Genomic DNA, 23,665 nt, shown 5'->3' with positions numbered 1-23,665 from the left:
TGTATAAGAGACAGGCCCTCGAGTTCGTCGTTACGGGTGCGGATCCGGCGATCGGAACCGTCGCCGGTCGAACGTACGCGCTCTCGCACCTGCTGTTTATCGGCGCCGTCGTCGTGGCCGGGACGCCGATCCTCCGCAACGGCTACTACTCCCTGCGAAACCGCAGCCTGGACATCGACTTCCTGATGAGCCTCGGGATCGTCGCCAGCGTGGCGGCCCACCACCCCTTCGAGGGGGCGATCCTCGCGGTGCTGTTCAGCGTCGCCGAACTGCTCGAGCGGTTCTCGATGGACCGCGCTCGGGACTCGCTGCGCGAGTTGATGGACCTCTCGCCGGAGACGGCAACGATCCGCCAGGAGGACGGCACCGAGGAGACCGTTCCGGCCGACGACCTCGAGGTCGGCGACGTCGTGATCGTCCGCCCCGGCGAGAAGATTCCGGCCGACGGAGTCGTCCTCGAGGGAACCAGTGCGGTCGATCAATCGCCGATCACTGGCGAGAGCGTTCCCGAGGACAAGTACGCGGGCGACGAGGTCTACGCCGGCACCATTCCGGAGTCGGGCTATCTCGAGGTCGAGGTCGAGAGCGAGGCCGACCAGTCGACCATCGCCCGAATCGTGCGCATGGTCGAGGACGCCGAACGAGAGAAGACCGAGCGCGAGCAGTTCATCGACCGCTTCGCGAGCGTCTACACGCCGATCGTGGTCGTCCTCGCGGCCGCGGCCGCGTTCGTTCCGCCGCTCGTCTTCGGCGCGTCCTGGAGCTACTGGTTCGTCGTCGGTCTGACGCTGCTCGTGATCTCCTGTCCCTGCGCGCTGGTCATCTCGACGCCGGTCAGCGTCGTCTCGGGCATCACGAGCGCCGCGCGCAACGGCGTGCTCATCAAGGGCGGCAAGCACCTCGAGGCCGTCGGCGACAGCGACGTCCTCGCGGTCGACAAGACGGGGACGCTGACCGAGGGCGACCTCACCGTGACCGACGTAATTCCCCTCGAGGGGGCCGACGAGGAGGACGTCCTCCGGCGGGCGAGCGCCCTCGAGCGACGGAGCGAGCACCCGATCGGGAAGGCGATCGTCGGCTACGCCGACGAGACGGGAGTGACTGGCGACGGCAGCGACTCCGAACCGGCGGTCTCGAACTTCGAGGCGCTGACGGGCGAGGGCGTTCGCGCCGAGGTCGACGGGACGACCCACTACGTCGGGAAGCCGAACCTGTTCGACGGCCTCGCGGACCTCGAGCACGTCCACGCGACGACCGACGGCGGCGTCGAGCTGGCCGAGATGGGGTATGAAACGACCCCGCAGTGCGACCGCGAGGACTGTCTGGACGTCCTCGCGGAGGTCGTCCCCGACCTCGAGTCCGAGGGGAAGACCGTCGTCGTCGTCGGCACCGAGGAGCGTCCGATCGGCGTCATCGCCGTCGCGGATCGCGTCCGCCCCGAAGCGAAGTGGGCGGTCTCCCAACTCCAGGAGCAGGGCGTTCGCGTCGTGATGCTCACCGGCGACAACGAGGGGACTGCCCGCGCCATCGCCGACGAGGTCGGCATCGACGAGTACCACGCCGAACTGCTGCCCGACGAGAAACTCGAGTGGATCCGGCGGCTAGAGGAGGTCGAAGGCGGCGAAAACGCCCACGTCGCCATGGTCGGGGACGGCATCAACGACGCGCCCGCGCTCGCGACCGCCACCGTCGGCGTCGCGATGGGCGCCGCGGGGACCGACACGGCCCTCGAGACGTCCGACGTGGCCTTGATGGGCGACGACCTCACCCGCTTGCCCTACCTCTACGAACTCTCCGGGAAGGCAAACGGCGTCATCCGGCAGAACGTCTGGTCGAGCCTCGCGGTCAAGGCCGTCCTCGCGGCCGGCGCGCCGTTCGGTATCGTCACTGTCATCCACGCGGTCGTCATCGGCGACATGGGAATGAGCCTCGGCGTGACCGGCAACGCGATGCGACTCGCGAACGTCGAACCCGAGGTCCCCGACGGACTCGAACTCGAGCGCGAGGAACTCGCGGGCGCCGATCGGAACTCCCTCGAGGGCCACGAAGTCGACGATACGGCCGTGTGAGCCACGAGCAGGGACTACGCGAGCGCCGCTCGGAGCCGATTTCCGTACCTGTACGCGGTGATTCCGACGGTCGTGTTCATCGCGACGCTCGAGACGAGAAGGAATCGGTTGCGCCGGTTCGTCCAGCGCGTCCGAGTCGGTTCGTCCGACGCCTCGAGCGCCGCCAGGTGCGAGACGAGCGCGACGCTCCACCCAATCAGAGCGACGCCGACCAGCGTCCGTCGAACGCGAACCATGGCGGTCGTTCGATCCGAGACGACATAGCTGTCGTCCCTCGAGTCGACGGTTCGAACCGAACGCGGCCGAGACCGACGACTTCACCCGCGGAGCGCACGCCGGATCGCGTCGACGCCCGGTCGCCCGTCGGCCCACCAGAGCGCGACTCCGGCGACGAGGATCACGGCCTCGAGCCACAGCGTCGTCACCTCGACGCCGGCGACGGTTCCGAGCGGCTTGACGCCCGTGTAGGCGGGCATCTCCGTGATCGGCCAGAGCAGAAAGCCGAGTTCGTCGAAATCGCCCGAGATAACGTGCCAGGGGATGTCGGTCGCGATGTGGGATCCGTAGCCGATCGCGAACGCGACGCCGAGGACGCGGCGATCGCGTCGCGCCGCGAGGAGCCAGACGACGGCGATCAGCGGCACGGCGAACAGCAGCGAGTGGCCGATCGTCCGTCCGACGGGGACGACCCCGGCCGCGTACAGCGGTTTGTCGATGAAGTCGGCGAGTCCGGCCGCAAAGACCGCGACGAGCGCGGGGAGGTCGGCCGGCGCCGTTCCCCCACGCCACCGCGTGTAGGCCGCATAACACAGGTAGCCGACCGCGAGGTGAACGACTGGTTGCATTCGTCGTGGCGGGTCCTACGGCCTCGAGGCGAGTAAAAGGTTGGCCGGCGATAGACGCCCGAAACGGGGGCTACAGACGCCGTTTCGGCCGTGTTGCATCGTTGGGTGTGAGCCCTAAATACGCTCGGCCCTAACGTAAAATGTATGACAAAAATGTCTGCTGACGACCGCCGATCGTCGTCCGAGACGCGCCGAAAACCGGCTGCCATAGCCGATGGAGGCGTGGAAAATCGTATCGAACGAGCAACAGACTCGGCGTCAGTGGACGATCTCGAGTACGACGTCGTTACGACGCCGGTGCTCGTCGTCGGCGCGGGTGCAGCGGGCGCGCGCGTCGCTATCAGCCTCGCCGAGTCGGGCGTCGACCCGCTGGTGATCGGAAAACGAGACCACGGCGACGCACACACGACCTGGGCCGCCGGCGGAATCAACGCCGCGCTCGCCTCGCTCGACGAGGACGACGACTGGACGATTCACGCCGCGGATACGCTGAACGAGGGCCACCACCTGAACGATCCCGACGCCGTCGAACTGACCGCCAGGGAGATGCCGGATCGGATCCGGGAACTCGCCGAGTGGGGAATGCCCTTCGACCGAACCGACGACGGCGCGATTAACCAGCGGTACTTCGGCGCCCAGTCGTACCGCCGGACCTGCTTCGTCGGCGACCGAACCGGCGAGGCGATGCTCGAGACGCTCATCGACCGCGCGCGGGCGCTCGAGGTCCCCTATCGCGAGAATGTGATGATCACGCGACTGCTCTCGGACGGCCGACGCGTCTTCGGGGCCGCCGGCTTCGATATGGAGAGCGGGCGCGGACTGCTGTTTCGTTCGAACCACGTCGTACTCGCAGCGGGCGGCTTCTCGGCGCTCTACGACCGCCACTCCTCGCGCGACGACGAGAACAACGGCGACGCACAGGCGCTGGCCCTCGAGGTCGGCGCTCGGCTGCTCGACCTCGAGTTCGTCCAGTTCCACCCGACGGGGATGGTCGGGGAACGCTACGGCGAGGAGTGGGACGGTCGGCTCGTCACCGAAGCCGTGCGGGGTGAGGGGGGTCGGCTCTACAACGCCGACGACGAGCGCTTCATGGAGCGGTACTCGCCCGATCAGATGGAACTCGACGCCCGTGACGTCGTCGCGCGGGCGATCGGTCGGGAGATCGAAGCGGGACGAGGCACCGACAACGGCGGCGTCTATCTGGACATCACCCACCGCGACGACGACTACGTCAGAGCGCGGCTTCCGCGGATGGTCGAGCGCTTCGCGTCCCTCGGCGTCGACATCACCGCGGAACCGATCGAAGTCGCACCGACGGCCCACTACACGATGGGCGGTGTCGACGTCGACTTCCGGACCGGCGAAACCGGGGTCGACGGACTCTACGCGGTCGGCGAGGCCGTCGCCGGCGTCCACGGCGCGAACCGGCTCGGGGGCAACTCGCTCGCCGAAACCGTCGCCATCGGCAAACTCGTCGGCGAGCACGTCGCGGACGCGGTCGGCGAGTCAGACGCCGATCCGCCGGTGACCGACGCGCAACGGGCCCTCGCCGAGCGGGAGTTCGGGGCACTCGAGTCGCTTGCGGCCGCCGACGGCGACGTCGCGCCGACGACGTTGCTCGCGGACCTCGGGGAGTTGCTCTGGACTCACGCCGGCATCCTCCGCGACGAGTCGGGGCTTCGCGCAGGACTCGCGGAACTCGAGGCCCTTCGCGATCGAACGGGGGACCTACGCGTCGAGGGCGGGCTCACGTCACGGTCGTTCGAGTACGCCGTCGACCTCTCGTTCAGCCTCACCGTCGCCGAAGCGATGCTTCGGGCGGCCCTGAAACGCACCGAATCCAGGGGTGCACACCATCGAACCGACTACCCCGAGACCGACGCGGACTGGCGTGTCAACCTGCTCGTCTCGGCGGACGAGGGTGGACTCGCCATCGACCGGCGGCGCGTGGCCGAACCGAGCGATCCCGTCCGCGAGGCGCTCGAGGAAGGGTACGAACTCGACTACCACCACCTCGAGTAACGAACTGAAGGGACCGAGAGGCCTTTTACGCCTCGAGCCCTCCCACGTCCACGCAGATGTTAGACGAGGCCGAACCCGTGCTTCGTGACGACCCCGTGATGGCGGAGCTCGTCGAAAAACACGATCCCTACGTCGAGCCGAACTGGGACGAGTTCGAACGGCTCTGTATCTCGATTATCAACCAGCAGCTCTCGACGGCGAGTGCGGCCGCCGTCCGCGAGCGATTCTTCGAGTTGCTCCGAGACGACGTCACGCCCGAGACCGTCCTCGAGGCGGAAGACGAGGCGCTCCGATCGGTGGGGCTCTCGCGACAGAAAATCGAGTACGTTCGGAACGCGGCTCGCGCGTTCCAGAAACGAGACTACACGCGCGAGGGGCTGGCAGACCACACGAACGACGAGGTCATCGACGCGCTCACCGAGATCAAAGGGATCGGCGAGTGGACCGCTCGGATGTACCTCCTGTTCGTGCTCGAGCGCCCCGACGTTCTCCCGCTCGGCGACCTCGCAGTTCGGCGCGGTATCGAACAGCTGTACGGAAACGGCGACGAAGAGCTGACGCGCGCGCAAATGCGCGAGATCGCCGAGGCCTGGCGACCGTATCGAAGCGTCGCGACGCGGTACATCTGGGCGGAGTACGAGTCGGACTGACGGCGCCACCGACGGGACACTCGAGGTGCAAACGACCGTTATCCGCCGTCGAACGGTTTGAAACGATTACCGTACAGGGACGAATAGCGCGGTCTGCGATGGTAATCCGGTGCTATCGCCGACTCGGGATACGGGAATCGGTCCGGCGCGCCGGACAACACTCGATTACGGGCCCGACTATGCAGGCTGGAATCGGGGTCGGAAGAAACGAGAAACTGACACCCGAGACGGCCACGGCGACTCAAGTGTGATTCGACCGCCGAGAAAACCATGGCAGACGAGACACCTCCATCGGATCCAATGGCTGACGAGGAACCGACACAGCGCCGAATGACGACCGATCCGGAACAGATCCGCGAGTGGGCCGAAACGCGCGACGCCGTTCCCGTCACCATACACGGCGGCGAGGGTCACGGCCACGGCCACTCCTTCGCCCGGCAGGGCGACCTCGAGGACGATCACGAGGAGTACACCTGGGACGAGTTCGTCGAGACGTTCCGAGACGAGGAGCTGGTGTTCGTCTACCGAGACGACGAACCGGCGGACGACCGCGAGGGACTCGGCCACTTCGAGTTGCTCGAGCGCGAACAGGCGTTCGACCGCGCCGACCTCGGCCGCAGCGACCTCGAGGACCAGCTGCGACAGGGCGAGACGGTGACGACCGAAATCGTCGAGACGCAGGTGATCGAACGCGAGATCGTCGAGCGCGATACGATCGAGAGCGAGGTCGTCGACACCGAAATCGCCGACCGACACGTCGTCAATTCGGAGCTGCTGAACCGGGAAGTCGTCGATATCGAGTTCGTCGCCGCCGACGAGATCGACGTGACGACCGACGAACGGCGACTCGAGACGATCGAGGAGATCGAACGCTACACGATCGAGAGTCGCGTCGTCGACGTCGATCTGGAACACGACGAGCACGTCGAGCGCGACGAGGTGGAGACGGACGTCGAACTCGATACCGTCCAGCGCTCGATCGTCGAGAGCGACGTCCTCTCGGCGGACGTCTCGGCCGACGAGATCGTCGACCGAGAGGTCATCGAGAGCAAGCGCGGCGAGGGAGACGTCGTCCGGAGCGAGCTCCTCGAGCGACGAACGCTCGAGGACGAGATCCACGAACGGACGCGGATGCGATTCACGCTCGAGGAGACGGAGCTCCTCGAGTCGGAGGTCGTCGGCAGCGACGTCATCGAGGGCGAGATCATCGACGCCGCGGAGTTCGAATCGATCGACGCCGAGGAGCGGACGGCGGCCGGTGAGCCGACGGAGGCGACCGAGGCGAGCGGGATGGGCGATTCCGAGACTGGAACCGAAGCCGGAAGCGAAGGGATCGCCGGAGCCGGCGGCGAACCGGGAACCGACGAGGCGCGAACCGAGACGCCGACGGTCGATACGGGTCCAGTCGAACTCGACGACGGCGATCAAGGGAAGACGGTCGTCGACGAGACGGGCCAGGAGATCGGAATCGTCGCGCACGTGGACGAACAGACGGCCTACGTCGATCCCGAGCCGGGGCTGACCGACCGGCTCAAAGCGCGGCTGAACTGGGGCGGTCACGACAGCGAAGAGTACCCCGTCCAGGCATCGGAGATCAACGAGATCACCGACGACGACGTGATTATTCAGAGCGCGGAGGACGCCGACGTCGAGACGGAGACCGGATCGGAGTAGGAACCGCGTCAGGGTGGGCCGCGAGCGCGCTCGCGTCCGCGTCCGCCTCGTCTCGAGGCTCTCGATTTCGAGACTATTGGCTGGTATCGGGACAGGCGACGCTCTCGAGGGGTGGGGTCGATCAAAAAACGACGAACAATCAATTGTTGGACGGGACTGTCCGCATGGCGACCGAAACTCGAGCGAGTCCGTTCCGTTACTCGAGGTCGAAGCGGTCGGCCTGCATCACTTTGGTCCAGGCGTCGACGAAGTCGTTGACGAACTTCTCCTCGGCGTCCTCGGACGCGTAGACGTCCGCGATGGCGCGAAGCCGGGAGTTCGAGCCGAAGATGAGGTCGGTGCGAGTGGCCGTCCACTCGAGGTCGCCCGTCTCGCGGTTGCGAAGCTCGAAGACCTCGTCGGTTTCGGAGTCGGTGGTCGCCTCCCAGCCCATGATGTCCTGAGAGCTGTCGGACGCTTCCCACTCGTAGTCCATGTCGAGCAGGTTCACGAAGAAGTCGTTGGTCAGCGTCTCCGGCTGGTCGGTGAGCACGCCGAGTTCGGAGTCCTGGTAGGTCACGTTCAGCGTGCGCAGACCGCCGACGAGCACCGTCATTTCGGGTGCCGTCAGATCGAGCAGGTCGGCCTTGTCGACCAGCAGCTCCTCCTGGGACTGGTCGGCCTCGTCGCTGTAGTAGTTGCGGAAGCCGTCGGCCTTGGGCTTGAGCGCCTCGAAGGACTCGACGTCGGTCTGTTCCTGGGAGGCGTCGGTTCGGCCCGGCTCGAACGGCACTTCGACGTCGTAGCCGGCGTCAGCAGCGGCCTGCTCGACGGCCGCGTTGCCGCCCAGCACGATCAGATCGGCGAGCGAGACGCGGACGTCGTCGGATCGCGAGCCGTTGAACTCCTCCTGAATCTCCTCGTAGGTCGACAGAACCGTCTCGAGCTGGTCCGGTTCGTTGATTTCCCAGTTCTTCTGGGGCTCGAGGCGGATGCGTGCGCCGTTGGCGCCGCCGCGCTTGTCGCTGTCGCGGTAGGTCGACGCTGCGGCCCAGGCGGTCTTGGCCAGCTGGGAGACCGAAAGATCCGAGTCGAGGAGTTTCGCTTTGAGTTCGTCGACCTCCTCGTCGCCGATCAGGTCGTAGTCGGCGTCGGGGATGGGGTCTTGCCACAGCATCTCCTCGTCCGGCACTTCCGGACCGAGGAAGCGCTCTTTCGGACCCATGTCGCGGTGGATCAGCTTGTACCAGGCTCGCGCGAAGGCGTCCTGGAACTCGTCGGGGTTCTCCTGGAACCGCTCTAAGATCTCGCGGTAGTCGGGATCGCGCTTGAGCGCGATGTCCGTCGTCAGCATCATGACGTCCTCTTTCTCGTCGGGATCCTCGGCGCCGGGTGCGGCCTCGTCGAGTTCGCCGTCCTGGGTGGTCCACTGCCAGGCTCCGCCGGGACCCTTCTCCGGCCACCACTTGTACTCGAGCAGGTTTTCGATGTAGCCCATGTCCCACTGGGTTGGCGTGGTGTTCCACGGACCTTCGATCCCGCTGGTGATCGTGTCCGCTCCCTTGCCGGAGCCGTGGCTGCTCTCCCAGCCGAGACCCTGCTGGTCGATCGGGGCGGCCTCGGGCTCTGGACCGACATGGTCGTCGGGGTTGGCGGCACCGTGGACCTTCCCGAAGGTGTGGCCGCCGGCGATGAGTGCGGCCGTCTCTTCGTCGTCCATCGCCATCAGGCCGAACGACTCACGGATTCGCTCTGCGGACTTCTCCGGATCCGGATCGCTGTCGGGACCTTCCGGGTTCACGTAGATCAAGCCCATGACGGTCGCGGCGAGTGCCCCTTCGAGTTCACCCTCTTCGTTGAACCGGTCGGATGCTTCCATCTCGTCTTCTGGACCCCAGTCGACAGCATCGTCGGGCCTGTAGTCGTCTTCGCGTCCGCCGGCGAAGCCGAACGTCTCGAATCCCATCGACTCGAGGGCGACGTTCCCGGCCAGGACGATCAGGTCGCCCCACGAGAGCTTGCGGCCGTACTTCTGCTTGACCGGCCAGAGCACTCGTCGCGCCTTGTCGAGGTTCGCGTTGTCGGGCCAGCTGTTGAGCGGGGCGAAGCGCTGTCGACCGCCGGAGGCGCCGCCGCGCCCGTCGCTGGTTCGGTACGTCCCGGCGCTGTGCCAGGCCATCCGAATAAACAGCGGTCCGTAGTGACCGTAGTCTGCTGGCCACCAGTCCTGGGACGTCGTCATGACGTCCTCGATGTCCGACTTCACCTCGTCGAAGTCGAGCGACTCGAACGCCTCGGCGTAGTCGAAGTCCTCGTCCATCGGGCTGGACGTGGGAACGTTCTGATCGAGGAGGTCGACGTTCAACTGGTTCGGCCACCAGTCTTGATTTGACTTGGTCATCAACAGGGGATTGTGTCTTTTCCGTATTAAGATTGCCTAATCGGAGAAGGAACTCTTCGCTGTGCCACAAATGATCTTTTTCATTTATAAACTTTTCCAGCGTGACAACGACGGTATGTCTTCCCACGATCGTCGCACCGGCCGGTGAAACGTGTCGCCAACTCGTCGACGTCCTACTCTTCTTCCTCGGGCGTATCGGGCGCGTCGCGGTCCGCTCGCCGACCGACGTCGACCTGGTAGTTCCCGAGGATGTCGCGCCCGAGGATCACCGGATAATCCATGTGGCTGCGGTCCTCGACGCTCGCGGTGACGGTGTGTTGGTTCCCGCCGACGCCGACGACGACGTCGACGACCGGCCGGCTCTTGGCGGTCTTGCTGCTCCCCGAACGCACGCGCGTGATGGACTTTATTGGGCCCGCACCGATGTCCGCGGCGAGGGACGTGTCGATGCTCGTCCGGGTCGCGCCGGTGTCCGACTTGGCGAGCACCGTCTTCGAACCGCTAGTTCCCGAGAGGACGACCTCCTCGGTGTACCCGATCACGCTCGGCTCCGCGTCCGGCGTCGTCGTCTCCACGGGCTGGGCCGTCGGCCGAGAGTCGTCGAGGACGTTCGAGAGGTCGGCCACGCGGTCGTCGTCGACCTCGCCGCCGGCGCGTTCGATCGCCAACTTGGCGATGTGTGGCGCCGGGCTGATCTGGGTCGCCTCGTAGAGGCCCTTGAAACCCGCCGTCGGGTTGACCTCGAGGACGAACCAGCCTTCGTCGCCCTCGACGAGGTCGACGCCCGCGTAGTCGAGGCCGATCGCGCCGGCCGCGCGTCGGGCCATGTCTCGAGCCTCTTCGGGGAGATCGTCCGTCGCGTCCTCGACGCTTCCGCCGAGTGCAACGTTGGTCCGCCAGTCGTTATCCGGCGCGTACCGATACATCGCGCTGATGATCTCGCCGCCGACGACGTAGACGCGGGCGTCGAAGTGACGGTCGTCGTCCCGGTCGATGAGTTCCTGCAGGAAGGCGTAGCGGTTGCCGACTTTCGCGTTGATCGGATCGTTCGGTCCGACCTTCCACGTGCCGCCGCCGTGGGTTCCGATCGCCGTCTTGTAGACGGCTTCTTCGCCGTAGCGCTCTCGAGCGGCGTTCAGCTGCTGGCCGCTGAGCGCGAGCGTGACGTCGGGGGTCCGGACGTCGTTGGCCGCGAGCGTGGCCGCCGTCGAAAGCTTATGGATCGCCGTCAACACGGTCGACGGCTCGTTGAGCGTCGGGACGAGCTGTGCGAACGTGTTCGCGAGACCGAGCTCCTCGGCGGGCTGTTCCGTATTCGAGAGGAGCATTCGATTCGCGATCACGTCGACGTCGGGTTCCAGGACGACGCTCCCGTCGGTGACGCTGATCGTCGTGTTCTCTGCCCGAAGCCACTCGGTGTCGTGGCCGAGGTCTTCGACCGCGTTGAGAATCGCCTTCGTTTCCTTGCTCGTATGCAGGCTCAGTACCCCCACGGTGACAGGATCGCCAACAGACATAGTGTAGTAGACAACGAGGTGGGGGAAAAGTATGCCGTCGTCGCGTGGCGGCGTCGTGTCGTCGTCCGGCGGATCTCAGTCACGCACTATGGTTGTCACGAACGGAGATCACGTGATCACCGCACGCACCTGATCGGGGTCGATCATCCCGCTGAGGACCGCGAGGATCGCCCACGTGATCGCGCCGAGCGCGATCGCGCCGAGCAACAGGAGGAAGTTCGACGCCATCGGCACGACGAGCAAGACGGCGATGGCCATGACGCCGGTGATCCCGCAGACGAGCCCGATCGATTTCGTCAGCCGCAACACCCGGAGATCGAGTTCCAGGTGGACGATGTAGAGGTTGACCGCGACGTATACCGTGTGCGTGATGACCGTCGCGAGCGCGGCCCCGACGACGCCGATCGTCGGAATGAGGATCAGGTTCAGGACGAAGTTCGCGATGGAGGTACCCCCCTTGGCGATCGCTCGGTGGCGGGCGCGTCCGAGGTAGTCCAAACTGTCGCTGGTCAGGTTCGTAACCGCCTGCAGGACGATGAACCCGGCCAGGATCTGGAGCACCGGGACCGCGCCGGCGTACTCCGTCCCGAAAACCATCGTGATGAACGGATCCGCGACGATGACGAGGCCGACGGCCGCCGGAATGTACAGCAACATCGTGTTCTCGAGGGCGGTCTCGTAGATCCGACGGGCGTCCTCGAGCTGACCGGCGGCTTTCTGCTCGCCGAAGTTCGGAGAGATGGTAAAGCCGAGCGCCTCGGCCGGCGAGAGGACGAAGTCGGAGATTTGCTTGCCGAGCGTGTAGAACGCGACCGCGGCCGGATTCAAGAGCGCGCCGACGAGGACGGTGTCGACCTGTTTGTCGATGACGTTTGCGCTCCGGGTCGCCGTCAGCGGCACGCTGTACTCGACGAGCCGGCGCGAGAGACCGGCTTCGTAGGTCGGCGCCGGATCGTACTTGGTGTAGTAGGCCGTATACAGCAGGGTCAATCCGATGACGGCCGCGACCGCGTAGCCGATGACGTAGCCGAAGAAGGCCCCGAGCGCGCCAAGTCCGAGGAGGACGAAGCCGACGGCGAACGCGAGTCGCAACACGCCGCTGAGCGCCTGAACGCCGGCGCTGTAGCCGAGGTTGTTGAACCCCTGAAAGGAGATCTGTGCGAACGTCGCAAACGAGTAGGCGACGACGTAGAGGATCCCGGCCACCAGAAACGGCGCGACCGACGGATCGCGCAAGAGTGCCGCAATTTGCTCGTGAAAGAGCAAGAAGACGTACGCGACGACCGAGATAACGACGATCTTGAACGTAATCGTCGACGTGATGAGGTGGGGGATCTGACGAGGGTCTTCCTCACTGTACTCCGAAAAGTAACGCGCCGCGGATTTTCCGATGCCGAGATCCGCGACCAGCTGGACCATCGCCATGATCCCGATCACCCAGTACAGGGTCCCGTAGCCGTCGGGATCGAGGAGGTAACTGGCCAGCAGAAACATCAACAGCGCGCTCGAGATCATGTACACCGCTCGAGCGACGACCGTTACTTTGAATCCGCGAACGATGTGTTCGTCTCTGTTCATTCGAGATACATAGGTGGATGTCGCTATGTTCGACCGACCGTGCGAACGTGGAGCGGCCCGACGTACTCGAGTCGTCTACCGAGCGGGCAATTGTAATGCGGTGACAACTGGTGTAGCATCCTCGTACCGACGGTGAAAACGACACTTATCGCGAGGCGAAGCGATCGGCGGTAGCCGTCCCAAAACGGTGCAGTCAGTCGGTCAGTCCCGTTCAGTTCGAGGTAATGACTCCGTTACCGTCAACGAAGAGAGTAGTGGCTCCGTTACTGTCTCGAAATTCGATAGAAACGCTGCTTCCTATCTGCCTTCACGCGCCGCGAAAGTAGGGCCATCGAACCGAAAGTCGGACCGGCCGTGCGCACGACGGTTGCACGCGAGTGCGTGAACTCAGTCGAGGCGACGGGCGGCACCCGTCCCGCCACCGCCGACGGGACGATCCGTGGCGACGGCATCGACGGTGGCCACGACGGCGCCACCGAGTACGACCTCACGGTACGCGACTCTCCGTCCACGCCGAAAACGGCCCGTTCGCTCGGTTTCTCGAGTCGCTCGGTGGCGGATCGCCGTCGTGACAGCAGGGAGAAACTATTATTGTTATAAACTAGTTTAAACAGTATTAGCGTTTCTATCACTAACGTTCATTACCTAGGTTCCATTCTAGTGTGAGTATGGCAATTGATTACAGTAACCGTGAGAGACCTTACGAACTGTATCGGAAGGGAAAGCGAGAGGGAACCTGGGACCCCGATCAGTACGATTTTGAGGCGGACAAAGACGACTGGGAACAGTTTTCCGATGCGGAACAGCGACGGTTCCTGGCGACCTGCTCGGGATTTTACGACGGCGAAGAGGACGTAACGCGGACGCTCGCGCCGTACATGATGGCGCTCGACGCACTCGACAACGACGAGATGCCGTTCGACACCGTCCAGGAGGAGATCTACCTGGCCCAGCAGGTCTACGAGGAGGCCAAACACACCGACCTGTTCAGCCGGTACTTCGAGGAGGTCTTCGAGACGCAAGACACCGAGCCCTACCGCGAGGGCGGCTATCAGGAGCAGGGCTACAGCACGGACGACCTGTACGATACCGCCGACGAGCTACTGGCGGCGATCAACAGCGGCGACCAGCGAGAACTGGTCTACGCACTCGGCGAAGCCTATCTGAACTACATGGGTATCGTCGAGGCGCAACTCGCTCGCGGCGGCTACCTCTCGTTCGACCAGATGATCGAACTGAAAGCCGAAGAGATGGGACGCGAGACCGTACTCGAGTCGTTCCAGACCGCTATCGGGAAGGTTCGACAGGACGAGACCCGCCACATCGAGAACGGCCGCTGGGTCATGAAACGGCTGGCCGAGGCCGAACCCGACATCGTCCAGGACGTGTACGAACCACGAATCGACGAGTACGTTCAGAATCGACTGCTCACCGGGCCACAGATGGACATGCCGTTCGAGGGCTACGACCAGCGACAGATCGGTAAGCAGACGACCCAGTACCTGCAGGATACGATCGACTACATCGGCAGCGATCACTTCGACGAGTACGGCGACGTTCGTGCGGCGGTCCAGGCACAACGCGCCGCGGACTGATCGTCTCGAGCCGATTTCCGCTCTCGAGGGACGTCGACTCCGGTGACTGCTGTCCCGTCCCGTCAGGCCGTCTCCGTCCGGACTCGTCTCACCGACCCGTTCGTTGGACGCCGCCGATCGCACCTACGCAATACAACTTGCTCTACTCCAAACAAAATTGTTTTAGGGGCGGCTGCTGTTGCCACGGGTGATGCCACCCATCGCGCTTCCACACGACGCGAAGGCCGGACCGACCAAACCGGAGGTCCGGGCGGTCGTCCGCTCGAAGCTCGCGCTCACCGAGGACGACCACTTCGCGGAGGTCGGCTCCTGTACGGGGGCCGTCACCATCGAAGCCGCACAGCGGGCCGGGCGGGTGACCGCCGTCGAGCGGAAGGCCGAACGGCTCGAGACCACGGAGAAGAACCTCGCCGCGAACGCCGAGTCGGTGCGGGCCGACGTCGAGGTGCGCAACGCGGAAGCACCCGAGGGACTGCCCGACGACGCCGACGCGCTCTTTCTCGGCGGGAGCCGCAACTTCGAGGCCGTCCTCGATTACGCCGTCGAGACCGCCGTCGACCGAATCGTCATGAACGTCTCGCGACTCGAGGTCGCCGGGCGGGCGACCGACGCCTTCCGGAAGCGGGATCTGCTCGAGGAGGTCGTCCAGTTCCAGGTGAGCCACGGCTACGAACTCGCCGGGGCGACGAGTTTCGACGCGGACAACCCGGTCTACATGCTGGTCGGGAGCGCGACGCCGAATTCGGACGAAGACGACGAAGGGGGCGGGAAGAAAATCGCCGCCGACGGGTCCGGGAGCGACGAGACAGTCGCGTCGCGGGGTGACGAGCGATGACCCTCTACGGCGTCGGCCTCGGCCCCGGCGAGGCGGACCTCGTCACCGTCCGCGGCAAGCGCGTACTCGAGCAGGCCGACGTGGTCTACTCCCCGGGCCGACTCTCGCGCTCGGTCGCACTCGAGCACGTCGCGGAGTCGAAGATTGGTGATCTGGACTTCCCGATGACGAAAGACGAGGAGAAACTGCGCGCGGCGTGGAAGGAGGCCGCCGCGGAGATCGCCCCGAACGCCCGCGACGGCGACGTCGCCTTCGTCACGCTCGGCGATCCGAACGTCTACTCCACGTTCGGCCACCTGCGGCGAACGATCGACGCCTTTCATCCCGACGTGGACCTCGAGATCGTCCCCGGCGTCAGCGCCGTGACGGCCTTCGCGACCGCGCTGGGCGTCGAGATCGAAGCCGGCGCCGGCCTCTCGCTGCGGGAGGCCGCCAACGGAGCGAGCCCGACGGGTCCCGACCGGATGATCCTGTTCAAGGTCACCGACGCGCCGGCGACCCACGAGGGGCTCATCGAGGCGGGCTACGAGGTGACCTACGGCCGCCGGCTGTTCATGGAACAGGGCGAGACGCTGGTGACGGACGATCCGTCCGAGATCGACGAGCGCGACTACTACACCCTGGCGTACGCCGAGAAGGAATCCCTCGAGGTCGAGCAGGCGACGGCGGCGTTCCAGCGGGAGGCACAGACCGACGACGATGACGTCTCGAGCGACGAGGAGTCGACGACGAACGGCGAGCCGGTTGCAGATGGCGGGACGGAGATCGCACTCGAGCGAGCCGAGGGCTGTGCCCACGGCGACTGCGGAGGCCACTGAGTATGACGGACGAATCCACGAACGACGACCCCCAGGACGCGATCGACTCGCAGGGCGAGCGCCGCCGCAAGGAGCTGGACGACCGCATCTTCGAGCACAACGCCGGCGACGAGCAGGAGGGCATCCCCTTCGTCGGCGCCGGTCCCGGCAATCCGCGGCTGCTGACCGTCGCGGGCAAGGAACTGCTCGAGGAAGCCGACCTCGTCGTCCACGCGGGCTCGCTGGTCAACAGCGAACTCCTGGACGAGTATTGCGATCACGCGGAACTCGTCAACTCGGTCGGCAAGGACCTCGAGGAACTCATCCCCCTCATGCGGGACGCCTACGAGGACGGCGAGAACGTCGTCCGCCTGCACAGCGGCGATCCCGCGATCTACGGCGCCGCGCTCGAGCAGATGGACGCCTTAGAGCACGAGGGCGTCCCGACCTACTTCGTGCCGGGAGTCACCTCCGCGTTCGCCGCGAGCGCGACGCTACGGACCCAACTCACGCTGAACGAGGTCTCCAACCACGTCGCGTTCACTCGACCCCAGGGGAAGACCCTGACCGAGGCGGAAGACCACATCTCCGAGTTCGTCGGGATGGGCGACGTGACGGCCTGTATCTATCTGGGCACCCACGCGGTTCGAGACACGATGGATCGGTTGCTCGAGGACGGTCACGACCCCGAGACGCCGGTCGGCGTGATCTACCACGCCTCCTGGCCGGACGAGGACGTGATCGTCGGGACGGTGGGCAATATCGCGGACAAGGTCGAGGACGCCGGCTACCGGGCCTCGGCGATGGTCGTCATCGGCGACGCCGTGACCGGCGCGGGCTACGAGCGCTCGTTCCTCTACGGCGACTGGGCGAACCGGGGTGCGGACTCGAGCGACGCGGCGTCGGAGGACGAGGCCTCGTCCGATTGACGTGACTGGGGTCCACAGCAGCCGTTCGAACTACCGCGCGACGTAACGCGGTCGCTGCGGCGTGGGCTCACGGTCCCGTGTCACGTCTCGTTCTGATCGACCCGACTGACCTCGAACTCGAAGTGCTCCGCGAGCCGTCGGAACGCGTCCGCGACCGCCTCGAACGCGGCTCCGGATTCGACCGTCGTCGCCGCTGGTGGCGCTCTGGGCGGCGGAGCGATCGTCGACCGCACGCGCTCGAGCAGTCCGTCGGCGTCGACGGGTTCGTCCGGGCCCCGTCCGTCGTACTCGTCGTCCCAGTGCAGTTCGATCCGTCGCTTCCGGGGATAGCAGACGGCCGCCTCGAGGTGTCGGAGGTCGGCTACGCCCCACCCCTCGACGTCGAGGGCCGGCGGATCGATCCGGAGACGACGGTCGCCGTCGGTCCACTCGACCAGGACGCCACCCGGAACGAGCCGGGCGCCGGCGTCCGTCGCGGCCGTTCGAACCGCGTCGACGACACCCGTCTCGTCGGCAGCGTCCAGTTCGAGTTCGTCGCGAGCCGGAACGAACCGGGCGGTGATCTCGCCGTCACGTCGAAGTTCGATCCGATCGACCATGTCGACCCGGTGGTGGGTCGTTCGATCGAGGAGGAATCGGAGCTCCCGACGAAGGGCCGACGGATCGCCTCGAAAGTGTGCGCTCGACTCGTCCGCCTCGATCCGCGTCGTGCGGGCGGCCAGCGCGTCTGCCACTTCGGGGAACTCCTCCGCGCACCACTCGAGGTCGACGAACAGGTCCACTTCGTCGACGTGCTCCAGGGCCGCGAACAGCGCCGCGTTCGACCGCTCGACAACCTCTCGAGTGGTGAGGTCGAGCGGCGAGCCCGACGGAGCGACCAGCAACACGTGCGTCGGATCGAACGCTGAGGGCGAATCGGACATACTGGGTTAGAAGATCGGAACGCCCGGAGCCGGTGGTGTTACCGTTGTAACGGCGAGGAAGTACGCTAACGCAGCCACCACGACCGCTGGCGCGGCGATTCCAGCGGCGTCGAGCGCCCGTTCGATCGCTTCTTCGAACGCGTCACGTAAGTCACTGACGCTGGGCATCTCGCCTTGGCTCGATGCACACACGTTTGTACACCAACGACTGTAGTGTTCCTCGCCGACCCATACGCATCTGCCGTCGTATCCAGCCCAGATGTTGACGCCACTCCTGTAGTCGCCCTCCGGAAAGATTGCCACGTGGGCATGCTCCATTGCCGGTACCGTTTCACCTCGACACTCCGGACTATGTCCGTCGTCGCGCTCTGCTCGAACGCACCAGTCAGGGATGAACGGAACGTCGGTACAACAGACGTTACCGCCGTCTTTACAGTCAATCGGATACGGAATATCTGGGATCGACTGAACGGCGATGTCGCCTTCGGAAGCGGCCCCGGTGCGTTTTAGTGGGCGGGGTTCGTCCGAAACGACGCGTTCGTTTCCTGCGACGGGGATATCCCCCGGCATATGGAATCGTACCTGCCGTTCGACAGTTCGATCGTCAACCGAGTACTTGAGCCACTGGGTATGAGTCCATTCGAGCCCGTGAACACCGGCATCGGCGTCAGTGAGTTTGACGACGTTTTCCTCCGCTAACTTGTCGTTGATAGACTCGGTACCACGAGCAACGTACAGCTGATACCCTTCGTCTTCGGTAATCGTGGTAAATGCGATGACCGGTTTGGAGGGATGCGGGGCGGCCTCGACGGCAACCTCGCGTAACCGGTTCTCCGAGATTGATTCGAGGCAGGACTCTACGGCACTTGCGGCCGGCACAAGCGAGAGACCACCACCGAAACCAATCGATCGGAGGATAATTCTTCGTGACGTGTTGGGTTTTTCACGACTCATGCAGCATAGAAATAATACAGAATAAATAAATTTTTATGTATTAATATTATTATTTACTATTATGTCCCACAGTTATTATTGTGATAGGTATTAGTTCGAAATCAGGACATAAATATTAACGCGAGTGTTTCGACGACCTACCAAAGTAGCCTTTCACAAAAGAAACGTAGGTTGTATTAGGGAGGGCTGCGTGGTGGTGACCGTGAAGTCGCAACGACCGATCGCACGCAACGAGGTGAGACGATGAGTTCCGGTTCGGAGTCGGAGGACAGCAGCGGGCACTGTTCGACGCCGGACTCGGACGGCGAAGTCGCCGAGGAGATCGCGATCGTCTCCTTCGGCCGGAAGATGGAGACCGCCGAGGAGATCCAGTCGGAACTCGAGGACCGCTACGAGACGATCGATATCATCGAGTACCACGGCGACGTCTTCGAGGAGCACTGGGGCGAGTACGACTGCTTTATCGGCCTCATGGCCTCGGGGATCGCGATGCGCAAGACGGCCCACCTGTTGGACGACAAGTGGGACGATCCCGCGATCTGCGTCGTCGACGAGGAACTGACGTGGGCCATCCCGATCACGGGCGGCCACCACGGCGCCAACCAGGTCGCACAGGATCTGGCAACGATGGGGGCCGTGCCGGCGATGACCACCGCCTCCGAGGCGGCGGGCAAGCAGGGCGTCGAGTCCCGCGCGAAGGCGATGGACGCCCACGTCGTCAACGGCGACTCGACCGTGAAGACGAACCTCGCCGTCCTCGACGATGATCTGGGCCCCGTCGAGCGACTCGAGGGGCCGAAGGCCGTCCTCGTCGGCGACGACGTGACGGTGCTCAAGCGCAACACGCAGGACGGAATCGTCCTCGGCACCGGCAGCGTCTCCGGCGCGAGCGCGGAGGCGTTTCTCGCCGCGTGGGAGGAAGCCCTCGCACAGACCGACTACGACCTCGAGGACGTCGAGTTCGTCGCCACCGCGACGCGGAAGGAAGAGGAGGAAGGCCTGCTCGAGGCCGCTACTGAACTCGACCTCGGCGTCGTCGCCTTCGATAAGGAAACGCTGCTCGCTCACGAGGGGCCGACGCCCTCGAAGTCGAAGGAGCTGATCGGCTGGCCCGGCGTCTCCGAGGCGAGTGCGATCGCCGGCGGAGCCGAGCGGGAGTTGGTCCTCGAGAAGATCGGCTACGAGAACGAGGTCACGGTGGCGATCGGCCGATGAGCGTCGACGATACGAACGCCGAGGCCGAGACCGAGACCGAGGCCGCGGGCACCCCCGACGATCACGGCACCCTCTACGTCGTCGGCATCGGTCCCGGGCTGCCGGACCACATGACCGTGAAGGCAAAGCGCGTCATCGAGTCGGCCGACGTCGTCATCGCCTCGACCCTCTACCAGGCGTTCCTTCGCGACGACGGGACCATCCCCTCGGAGGAGCGAACGGACGAGGACGGCATCGCCACGCGCGAGGACGGCTTCGAACAGGAGATCGTCCGCTCGTCGATGGGGCGCCAGATCGAACTCGCCCGTGCGGCGTTCGACTACGTCCGCGAAGGAAAGGACGTGGCGCACGTCTCCGGCGGCGATCCCTCCGTCTACGGCAAGTCGGACCTCATCTTCACGATGGCCGAGGAGGAGTCGGCGACGGACGTGCCGATCGAGATCGTTCCCGGTCTCACGGCGGCGCTCGGCGGCGCAGCCAACGTCGGCGCGCCGCTGTGCAACGACTTCTGTACGGTCTCGCTGTCGGACAAGTGGCGCGGCTGGGAGGAGATCGAGGAGAAGCTTCGAGCGGCCGCGATTTCGGACTTCGTGATCGTCCTCTACAACTGCTGGCGAAACTACGAGCGGGCGGTCGAGATCGTCCGCGAGGAGCGGACCGACGACGCCCTCGTGGCCATCGTCAACGACGCCGGCCGCGAGGACGCCGGCCGAAACGGCGAGAGCGAGTTCGTTACGACCCTCGGCGAGGCCGCCGACCACGACGAGAAGGTCTCCGGAATGGGCTCCTCGCTGATCATCGGCACCCACGAGACCGAAACCTGGCGCAACGACGATCGAACGTACCTCGTCACCCCCCGCGGCGGGCGTGACGTCGACGACTTCTGAACCTCCATACCCGACACACCAATGAGCACGGACACCAACGCGGACGCTGACGACGAATCGACATCGAACTGCGGCGCCTCCTCGAGCACTGCCGAAACCGAGGCGGAAACAGCATCGAGTGGCTCGAAGTGTGGCGCCTCCTCGAGCGGTTCGGACGGCTCGAGCGGGTCCAAATGCGGTGGCTCTTCGAGCGACGCGACGGACTCGAGCGGCTCTAAATGCGGCGCCTCGAACTCGAGTTCGGACGACTCGAGCAACGAACAGGAAGTGGGCGCCACGATCGAAGATTTCGACGCCGACCCCGGCCAACTCCTCGCCGTCGGGCTCGGTCCCGGCCACCCGGAGGGGATGACCCAGCGCGCGAAGGACGCACTGTTCGAGGCCGATCACATCGTCGGCTACACGACCTACATCGAGCTCATCCCGGACGAGATCACCGAGCAGGCCGACGACATCTACGACACGCCGATGTGCGGCGAGGTCTCCCGCACGGAGGAGTCGATCGACCGCGCGCTCGCGGGCAACGACGTCGCCATCGTCGGCAGCGGCGACCCGAACGTCTACGCGCTCGCTGGGCTGGCCCTCGAGATCTTGGAGTCGAAGGGCGCGACGGCGTCGATGGTCGACTTCGAAGTGATTCCGGGCGTCCCCGCGGCCCAGTCCTGCGGGGCGCGCCTCGGCGCGCCGCTGGTGAACGACACCGTCTCGGTCTCGCTGTCGGACCACCTCGTCCCGATGCCCGAGATCGAGTCCCGGCTTCACTCCGTCGCCAGCGAGAACTTCACGATCACGATCTACAACCCCTGGAGCCGCAAGCGCCGCGAGAACTTCCAGAAAGCCTGTGAAATCCTCTTGACCCACCGCGAGCCCGACACGCCGGTCGGCATCGTCCACGGTGCCGGCCGCGAGGACGAGCAGGTGATGATCACCGAACTCGCCGAACTCGAGGAACTCGGCGAGCACGAAATCATCGACATGACGACGACGATCGTCGTCGGCACCGAGGACACCTACGTCTGGGACGACCGGATGGTGACGCCGCGGGGCTACGAGACGAAGTACGACTACTGAACGCTGACGCCGACACTCACGACACACAATGACACGATACGAAGTCTCCGTCGAGAAAGACGCCTGCGACGGCATCTTCGCCTGCCTGACCCGAGACCCGCGGTTCGTCGAGGGCGAGGACGGCCTGGCGACGATCGACCCGAACGCGGACCCGATCTACGACTGCGAGGGCGACGTGACCGACACCCCAGAGCGCGTCGTCGCGGCGTTCGACGACGACCGAATCGACGAGGCGAGACAGGCCGCTGCAGCCTGTCCGACCGACGCCATCGTCGTCGAGGAGGTGGGCGAATGAGCGACGCTGTCGCCGGTACCGACGACGGCGACGGAGCGGCCCCGCTCGAGATCGAGGTCCCGGCCGACCCGCTCGCGGGCCACCCCGCGACGGCGTACTTCTGGGGTCACGTCGCCGGCAGCGGCGACGTCTCGGACGACGGTATCGACGTCGTGACCACCGACGAGGAATCCGCGCAGGTGCTCGCGGCCGTCGCCGGCGGCGACCTCGCACACGACACCACGACCCGCGAGTACGCACACGACACCTCGATCACCCGTACCGAAGACGAGTACACGCTCTCGATCGGCGCCGAACGCGGCGACGGCAACGCCGAGGTCGACGATGACGAATCGAACCTGCTCGGCCGCAGCGGCGCGCTCGGCCTCCCCGTCGACGGCCGCGGAAACTACCGCTTCGGGGCCTTCTCGAGTCACGACCGCGAACTCCTGCGAGGGCTGCTCGAGGGCTGTGGCACGGTCTGCTTCAAATCTTCGAGCGGAACGGTCGGCATCTCGTTCGTCCACGACGACCGAGAACTACTCGCGGCGATCCAGGAACTGCTCGAGGACTGCCCCGCGAACGCACCCTACGGCGAGCTCGGCGAGACGTCGTCGGGCGGCTACTGGTTCGGCGTCGACGACGACGCCGCACCCGAGTTCGGATCCTGGCTCTACGCGGACTGCGAGGAGACCGGACTGTTCGCCCCGAGCCGCCGCCGAAAGCTCGAGCGGAGCCTCGAGCAGGCCGACGCGTACGACGAGTAACGACCGCGACACCGCTACCCCCATCAATGAGCACACCCGACGAATCACGATCCGCGACCGCGACGGCCGCTTTCGACGACGAGGCCGTCTTGCTCGTGGGCCACGGCTCCCGCCGGGAGAAGTCAAACGAGCAAGTCCGAGAGCTGGCCGCCGGCCTCGAGTCCCGCCTGGACATCCCCGTCGACGCCGCGTTCCTCGAACTCGCGGAGCCGGCGATCGACGACGCGTTCGCCGGCCTCGAGCCGGTCGCCTCGCGCGTAACGGTCGTCCACTGCTCGTTGTTCGCGGCGAGCCACGTGAAAAACGACGTGCCGCTGGCGATCGAGCAGGCCCGCGCGACGTACGACGTCGAAATCGACAACGGGACGCACCTCGGTATCCACCCCGCAATCCTGGACCTGCTCGACGACCGCGCGGCCGCCGTCGAGGCCGACCTGGGCGTCGACCGCGACGCCGATGACGTCGCCGTCGTCTGCTGCGGGCGGGGCTCGAGCGATCCCGACGCCAACGGCGACGTCCACAAACTCGCCCGCTTGCTCTACGAGGGTCGCGAGTTCTCCCGCGTCGAGGCCTCGTTCATCGGCGTCACGGAGCCGACGCTCGAGGAGACGCTCCACGGACTCTCGAAGCACCGACCCGACGCGATCGTCGTGTTGCCGTACATGCTCGGCGACGGCGTACTC

The 23,665-nt window shown here is 65.4% G+C and carries 21 protein-coding genes; 14 read left to right on the top strand and 7 right to left on the bottom strand.

Features of this window, described 5'->3' with window-relative positions; all coding sequences use genetic code 11:
• On the top strand, window positions 1-2,069 hold a 2,069-nt coding region (locus tag C493_RS04635; protein WP_007258250.1), incomplete at its 5' end, for a heavy metal translocating P-type ATPase.
• 14 nt (window positions 2,070-2,083) lie between these two features.
• Here the strand turns inward: C493_RS04635 and C493_RS04630 are convergent.
• Window positions 2,084-2,305, bottom strand: a complete 222-nt coding sequence (locus tag C493_RS04630) for a hypothetical protein (RefSeq protein WP_007258249.1) — start codon at window positions 2,303-2,305, stop codon at window positions 2,084-2,086.
• Window positions 2,306-2,386: 81 nt separating this feature from the next.
• On the bottom strand, window positions 2,387-2,914 hold the full coding sequence (locus tag C493_RS04625) for a metal-dependent hydrolase (protein WP_007258248.1): 528 nt from the start codon (window positions 2,912-2,914) through the stop codon (window positions 2,387-2,389).
• Between the two features lie 144 nt (window positions 2,915-3,058).
• On the opposite strand from C493_RS04625, the gene C493_RS04620 reads away from it, so the two are divergent.
• From C493_RS04620 to C493_RS04610, 3 genes are all read left to right on the top strand, one after another.
• Window positions 3,059-4,936, top strand: coding sequence for an L-aspartate oxidase (locus C493_RS04620; protein WP_049889132.1), 1,878 nt, complete (start codon window positions 3,059-3,061; stop codon window positions 4,934-4,936).
• A gap of 56 nt (window positions 4,937-4,992) precedes the next feature.
• Window positions 4,993-5,586, top strand: a complete 594-nt coding sequence (locus C493_RS04615) for a DNA-3-methyladenine glycosylase family protein (protein WP_007258246.1) — start codon at window positions 4,993-4,995, stop codon at window positions 5,584-5,586.
• Between the two features lie 270 nt (window positions 5,587-5,856).
• Complete coding sequence (locus C493_RS04610; protein ID WP_049889131.1) at window positions 5,857-7,260, top strand: hypothetical protein; 1,404 nt, start codon at window positions 5,857-5,859, stop codon at window positions 7,258-7,260.
• Window positions 7,261-7,456: 196 nt separating this feature from the next.
• Here C493_RS04610 and katG read toward each other — a convergent pair whose 3' ends face one another.
• From katG to C493_RS04595, 3 genes are all read right to left on the bottom strand, one after another.
• Entirely contained in the window at window positions 7,457-9,640 is a 2,184-nt protein-coding gene (katG, locus tag C493_RS04605; protein ID WP_007258244.1) for a catalase/peroxidase HPI, read from the bottom strand.
• 173 nt (window positions 9,641-9,813) lie between these two features.
• Window positions 9,814-11,157, bottom strand: a complete 1,344-nt coding sequence (locus C493_RS04600) for a RimK family alpha-L-glutamate ligase (protein WP_049889130.1) — start codon at window positions 11,155-11,157, stop codon at window positions 9,814-9,816.
• A 108-nt stretch (window positions 11,158-11,265) separates the two neighbouring features.
• Complete coding sequence (locus C493_RS04595; protein ID WP_007258242.1) at window positions 11,266-12,735, bottom strand: flippase; 1,470 nt, start codon at window positions 12,733-12,735, stop codon at window positions 11,266-11,268.
• 668 nt (window positions 12,736-13,403) lie between these two features.
• Between C493_RS04595 and C493_RS04585 the strand changes: the two genes are divergently transcribed.
• The 4 genes from C493_RS04585 to C493_RS04570 all read left to right on the top strand — a co-directional run bounded on the left by C493_RS04585 (window position 13,404) and on the right by C493_RS04570 (window position 16,891).
• Window positions 13,404-14,330 (top strand): ferritin family protein, encoded by a 927-nt coding sequence (locus tag C493_RS04585; protein ID WP_007258240.1) that lies wholly within the window; start codon window positions 13,404-13,406, stop codon window positions 14,328-14,330.
• 190 nt (window positions 14,331-14,520) lie between these two features.
• Window positions 14,521-15,165 carry a precorrin-6Y C5,15-methyltransferase (decarboxylating) subunit CbiT gene (gene cbiT / locus C493_RS04580; RefSeq protein ID WP_007258239.1) on the top strand — a complete coding sequence of 215 codons (645 nt, stop codon included), beginning with the start codon at window positions 14,521-14,523 and terminating at the stop codon, window positions 15,163-15,165.
• The gene (locus C493_RS04575; protein ID WP_007258238.1) at window positions 15,162-15,983 is read left to right on the top strand and encodes a cobalt-factor II C(20)-methyltransferase; all 822 of its coding nucleotides are present in this window, start codon (window positions 15,162-15,164) and stop codon (window positions 15,981-15,983) included. Before cbiT ends, C493_RS04575 begins: the two co-directional genes overlap by 4 nt.
• A gap of 2 nt (window positions 15,984-15,985) precedes the next feature.
• A complete protein-coding gene (locus C493_RS04570) occupies window positions 15,986-16,891 on the top strand; it encodes a cobalt-precorrin-4/precorrin-4 C(11)-methyltransferase (RefSeq protein ID WP_007258237.1) in 906 nt (301 codons plus the stop codon).
• Window positions 16,892-16,971: 80 nt separating this feature from the next.
• Here the strand turns inward: C493_RS04570 and C493_RS04565 are convergent, their stop codons facing one another.
• Together C493_RS04565 and C493_RS23215 are read right to left on the bottom strand one after the other, a co-directional pair.
• On the bottom strand, window positions 16,972-17,814 hold the full coding sequence (locus C493_RS04565; RefSeq protein WP_007258236.1) for a hypothetical protein: 843 nt from the start codon (window positions 17,812-17,814) through the stop codon (window positions 16,972-16,974).
• Between the two features lie 6 nt (window positions 17,815-17,820).
• Complete coding sequence (locus C493_RS23215; RefSeq protein ID WP_152421094.1) at window positions 17,821-18,768, bottom strand: hypothetical protein; 948 nt, start codon at window positions 18,766-18,768, stop codon at window positions 17,821-17,823.
• Between the two features lie 243 nt (window positions 18,769-19,011).
• Here C493_RS23215 and cbiG point away from each other — a divergent pair, with 243 nt between their 5' ends.
• From cbiG to C493_RS04530, 6 genes are all read left to right on the top strand, one after another.
• A complete protein-coding gene (gene cbiG, locus C493_RS04555; protein ID WP_007258234.1) occupies window positions 19,012-19,983 on the top strand; it encodes a cobalt-precorrin 5A hydrolase in 972 nt (323 codons plus the stop codon).
• The gene (locus C493_RS04550; protein WP_007258233.1) at window positions 19,980-20,870 is read left to right on the top strand and encodes a precorrin-3B C(17)-methyltransferase; all 891 of its coding nucleotides are present in this window, start codon (window positions 19,980-19,982) and stop codon (window positions 20,868-20,870) included. The genes cbiG and C493_RS04550 overlap by 4 nt, the downstream gene beginning before the upstream one ends.
• A 21-nt stretch (window positions 20,871-20,891) precedes the next feature.
• Window positions 20,892-21,941 carry a precorrin-3B C(17)-methyltransferase gene (cobJ, locus tag C493_RS04545; protein ID WP_007258232.1) on the top strand — a complete coding sequence of 350 codons (1,050 nt, stop codon included), beginning with the start codon at window positions 20,892-20,894 and terminating at the stop codon, window positions 21,939-21,941.
• A 28-nt stretch (window positions 21,942-21,969) separates the two neighbouring features.
• A complete protein-coding gene (locus C493_RS04540) occupies window positions 21,970-22,236 on the top strand; it encodes a ferredoxin (protein ID WP_007258231.1) in 267 nt (88 codons plus the stop codon).
• Window positions 22,233-22,982 carry a hypothetical protein gene (locus C493_RS04535; protein ID WP_007258230.1) on the top strand — a complete coding sequence of 250 codons (750 nt, stop codon included), beginning with the start codon at window positions 22,233-22,235 and terminating at the stop codon, window positions 22,980-22,982. The genes C493_RS04540 and C493_RS04535 overlap by 4 nt, the downstream gene beginning before the upstream one ends.
• A gap of 26 nt (window positions 22,983-23,008) precedes the next feature.
• The coding region (locus C493_RS04530; protein WP_007258229.1) for a sirohydrochlorin chelatase at window positions 23,009-23,665 on the top strand (657 nt) is incomplete at its 3' end.

This window comes from Natronolimnohabitans innermongolicus JCM 12255 (genome assembly GCF_000337215.1).
GTDB lineage: Archaea > Halobacteriota > Halobacteria > Halobacteriales > Natrialbaceae > Natronolimnohabitans > Natronolimnohabitans innermongolicus.
Note: the sequence above shows the minus strand (reverse complement) of the source record. Positions and strands in the feature narration are given on the sequence as shown.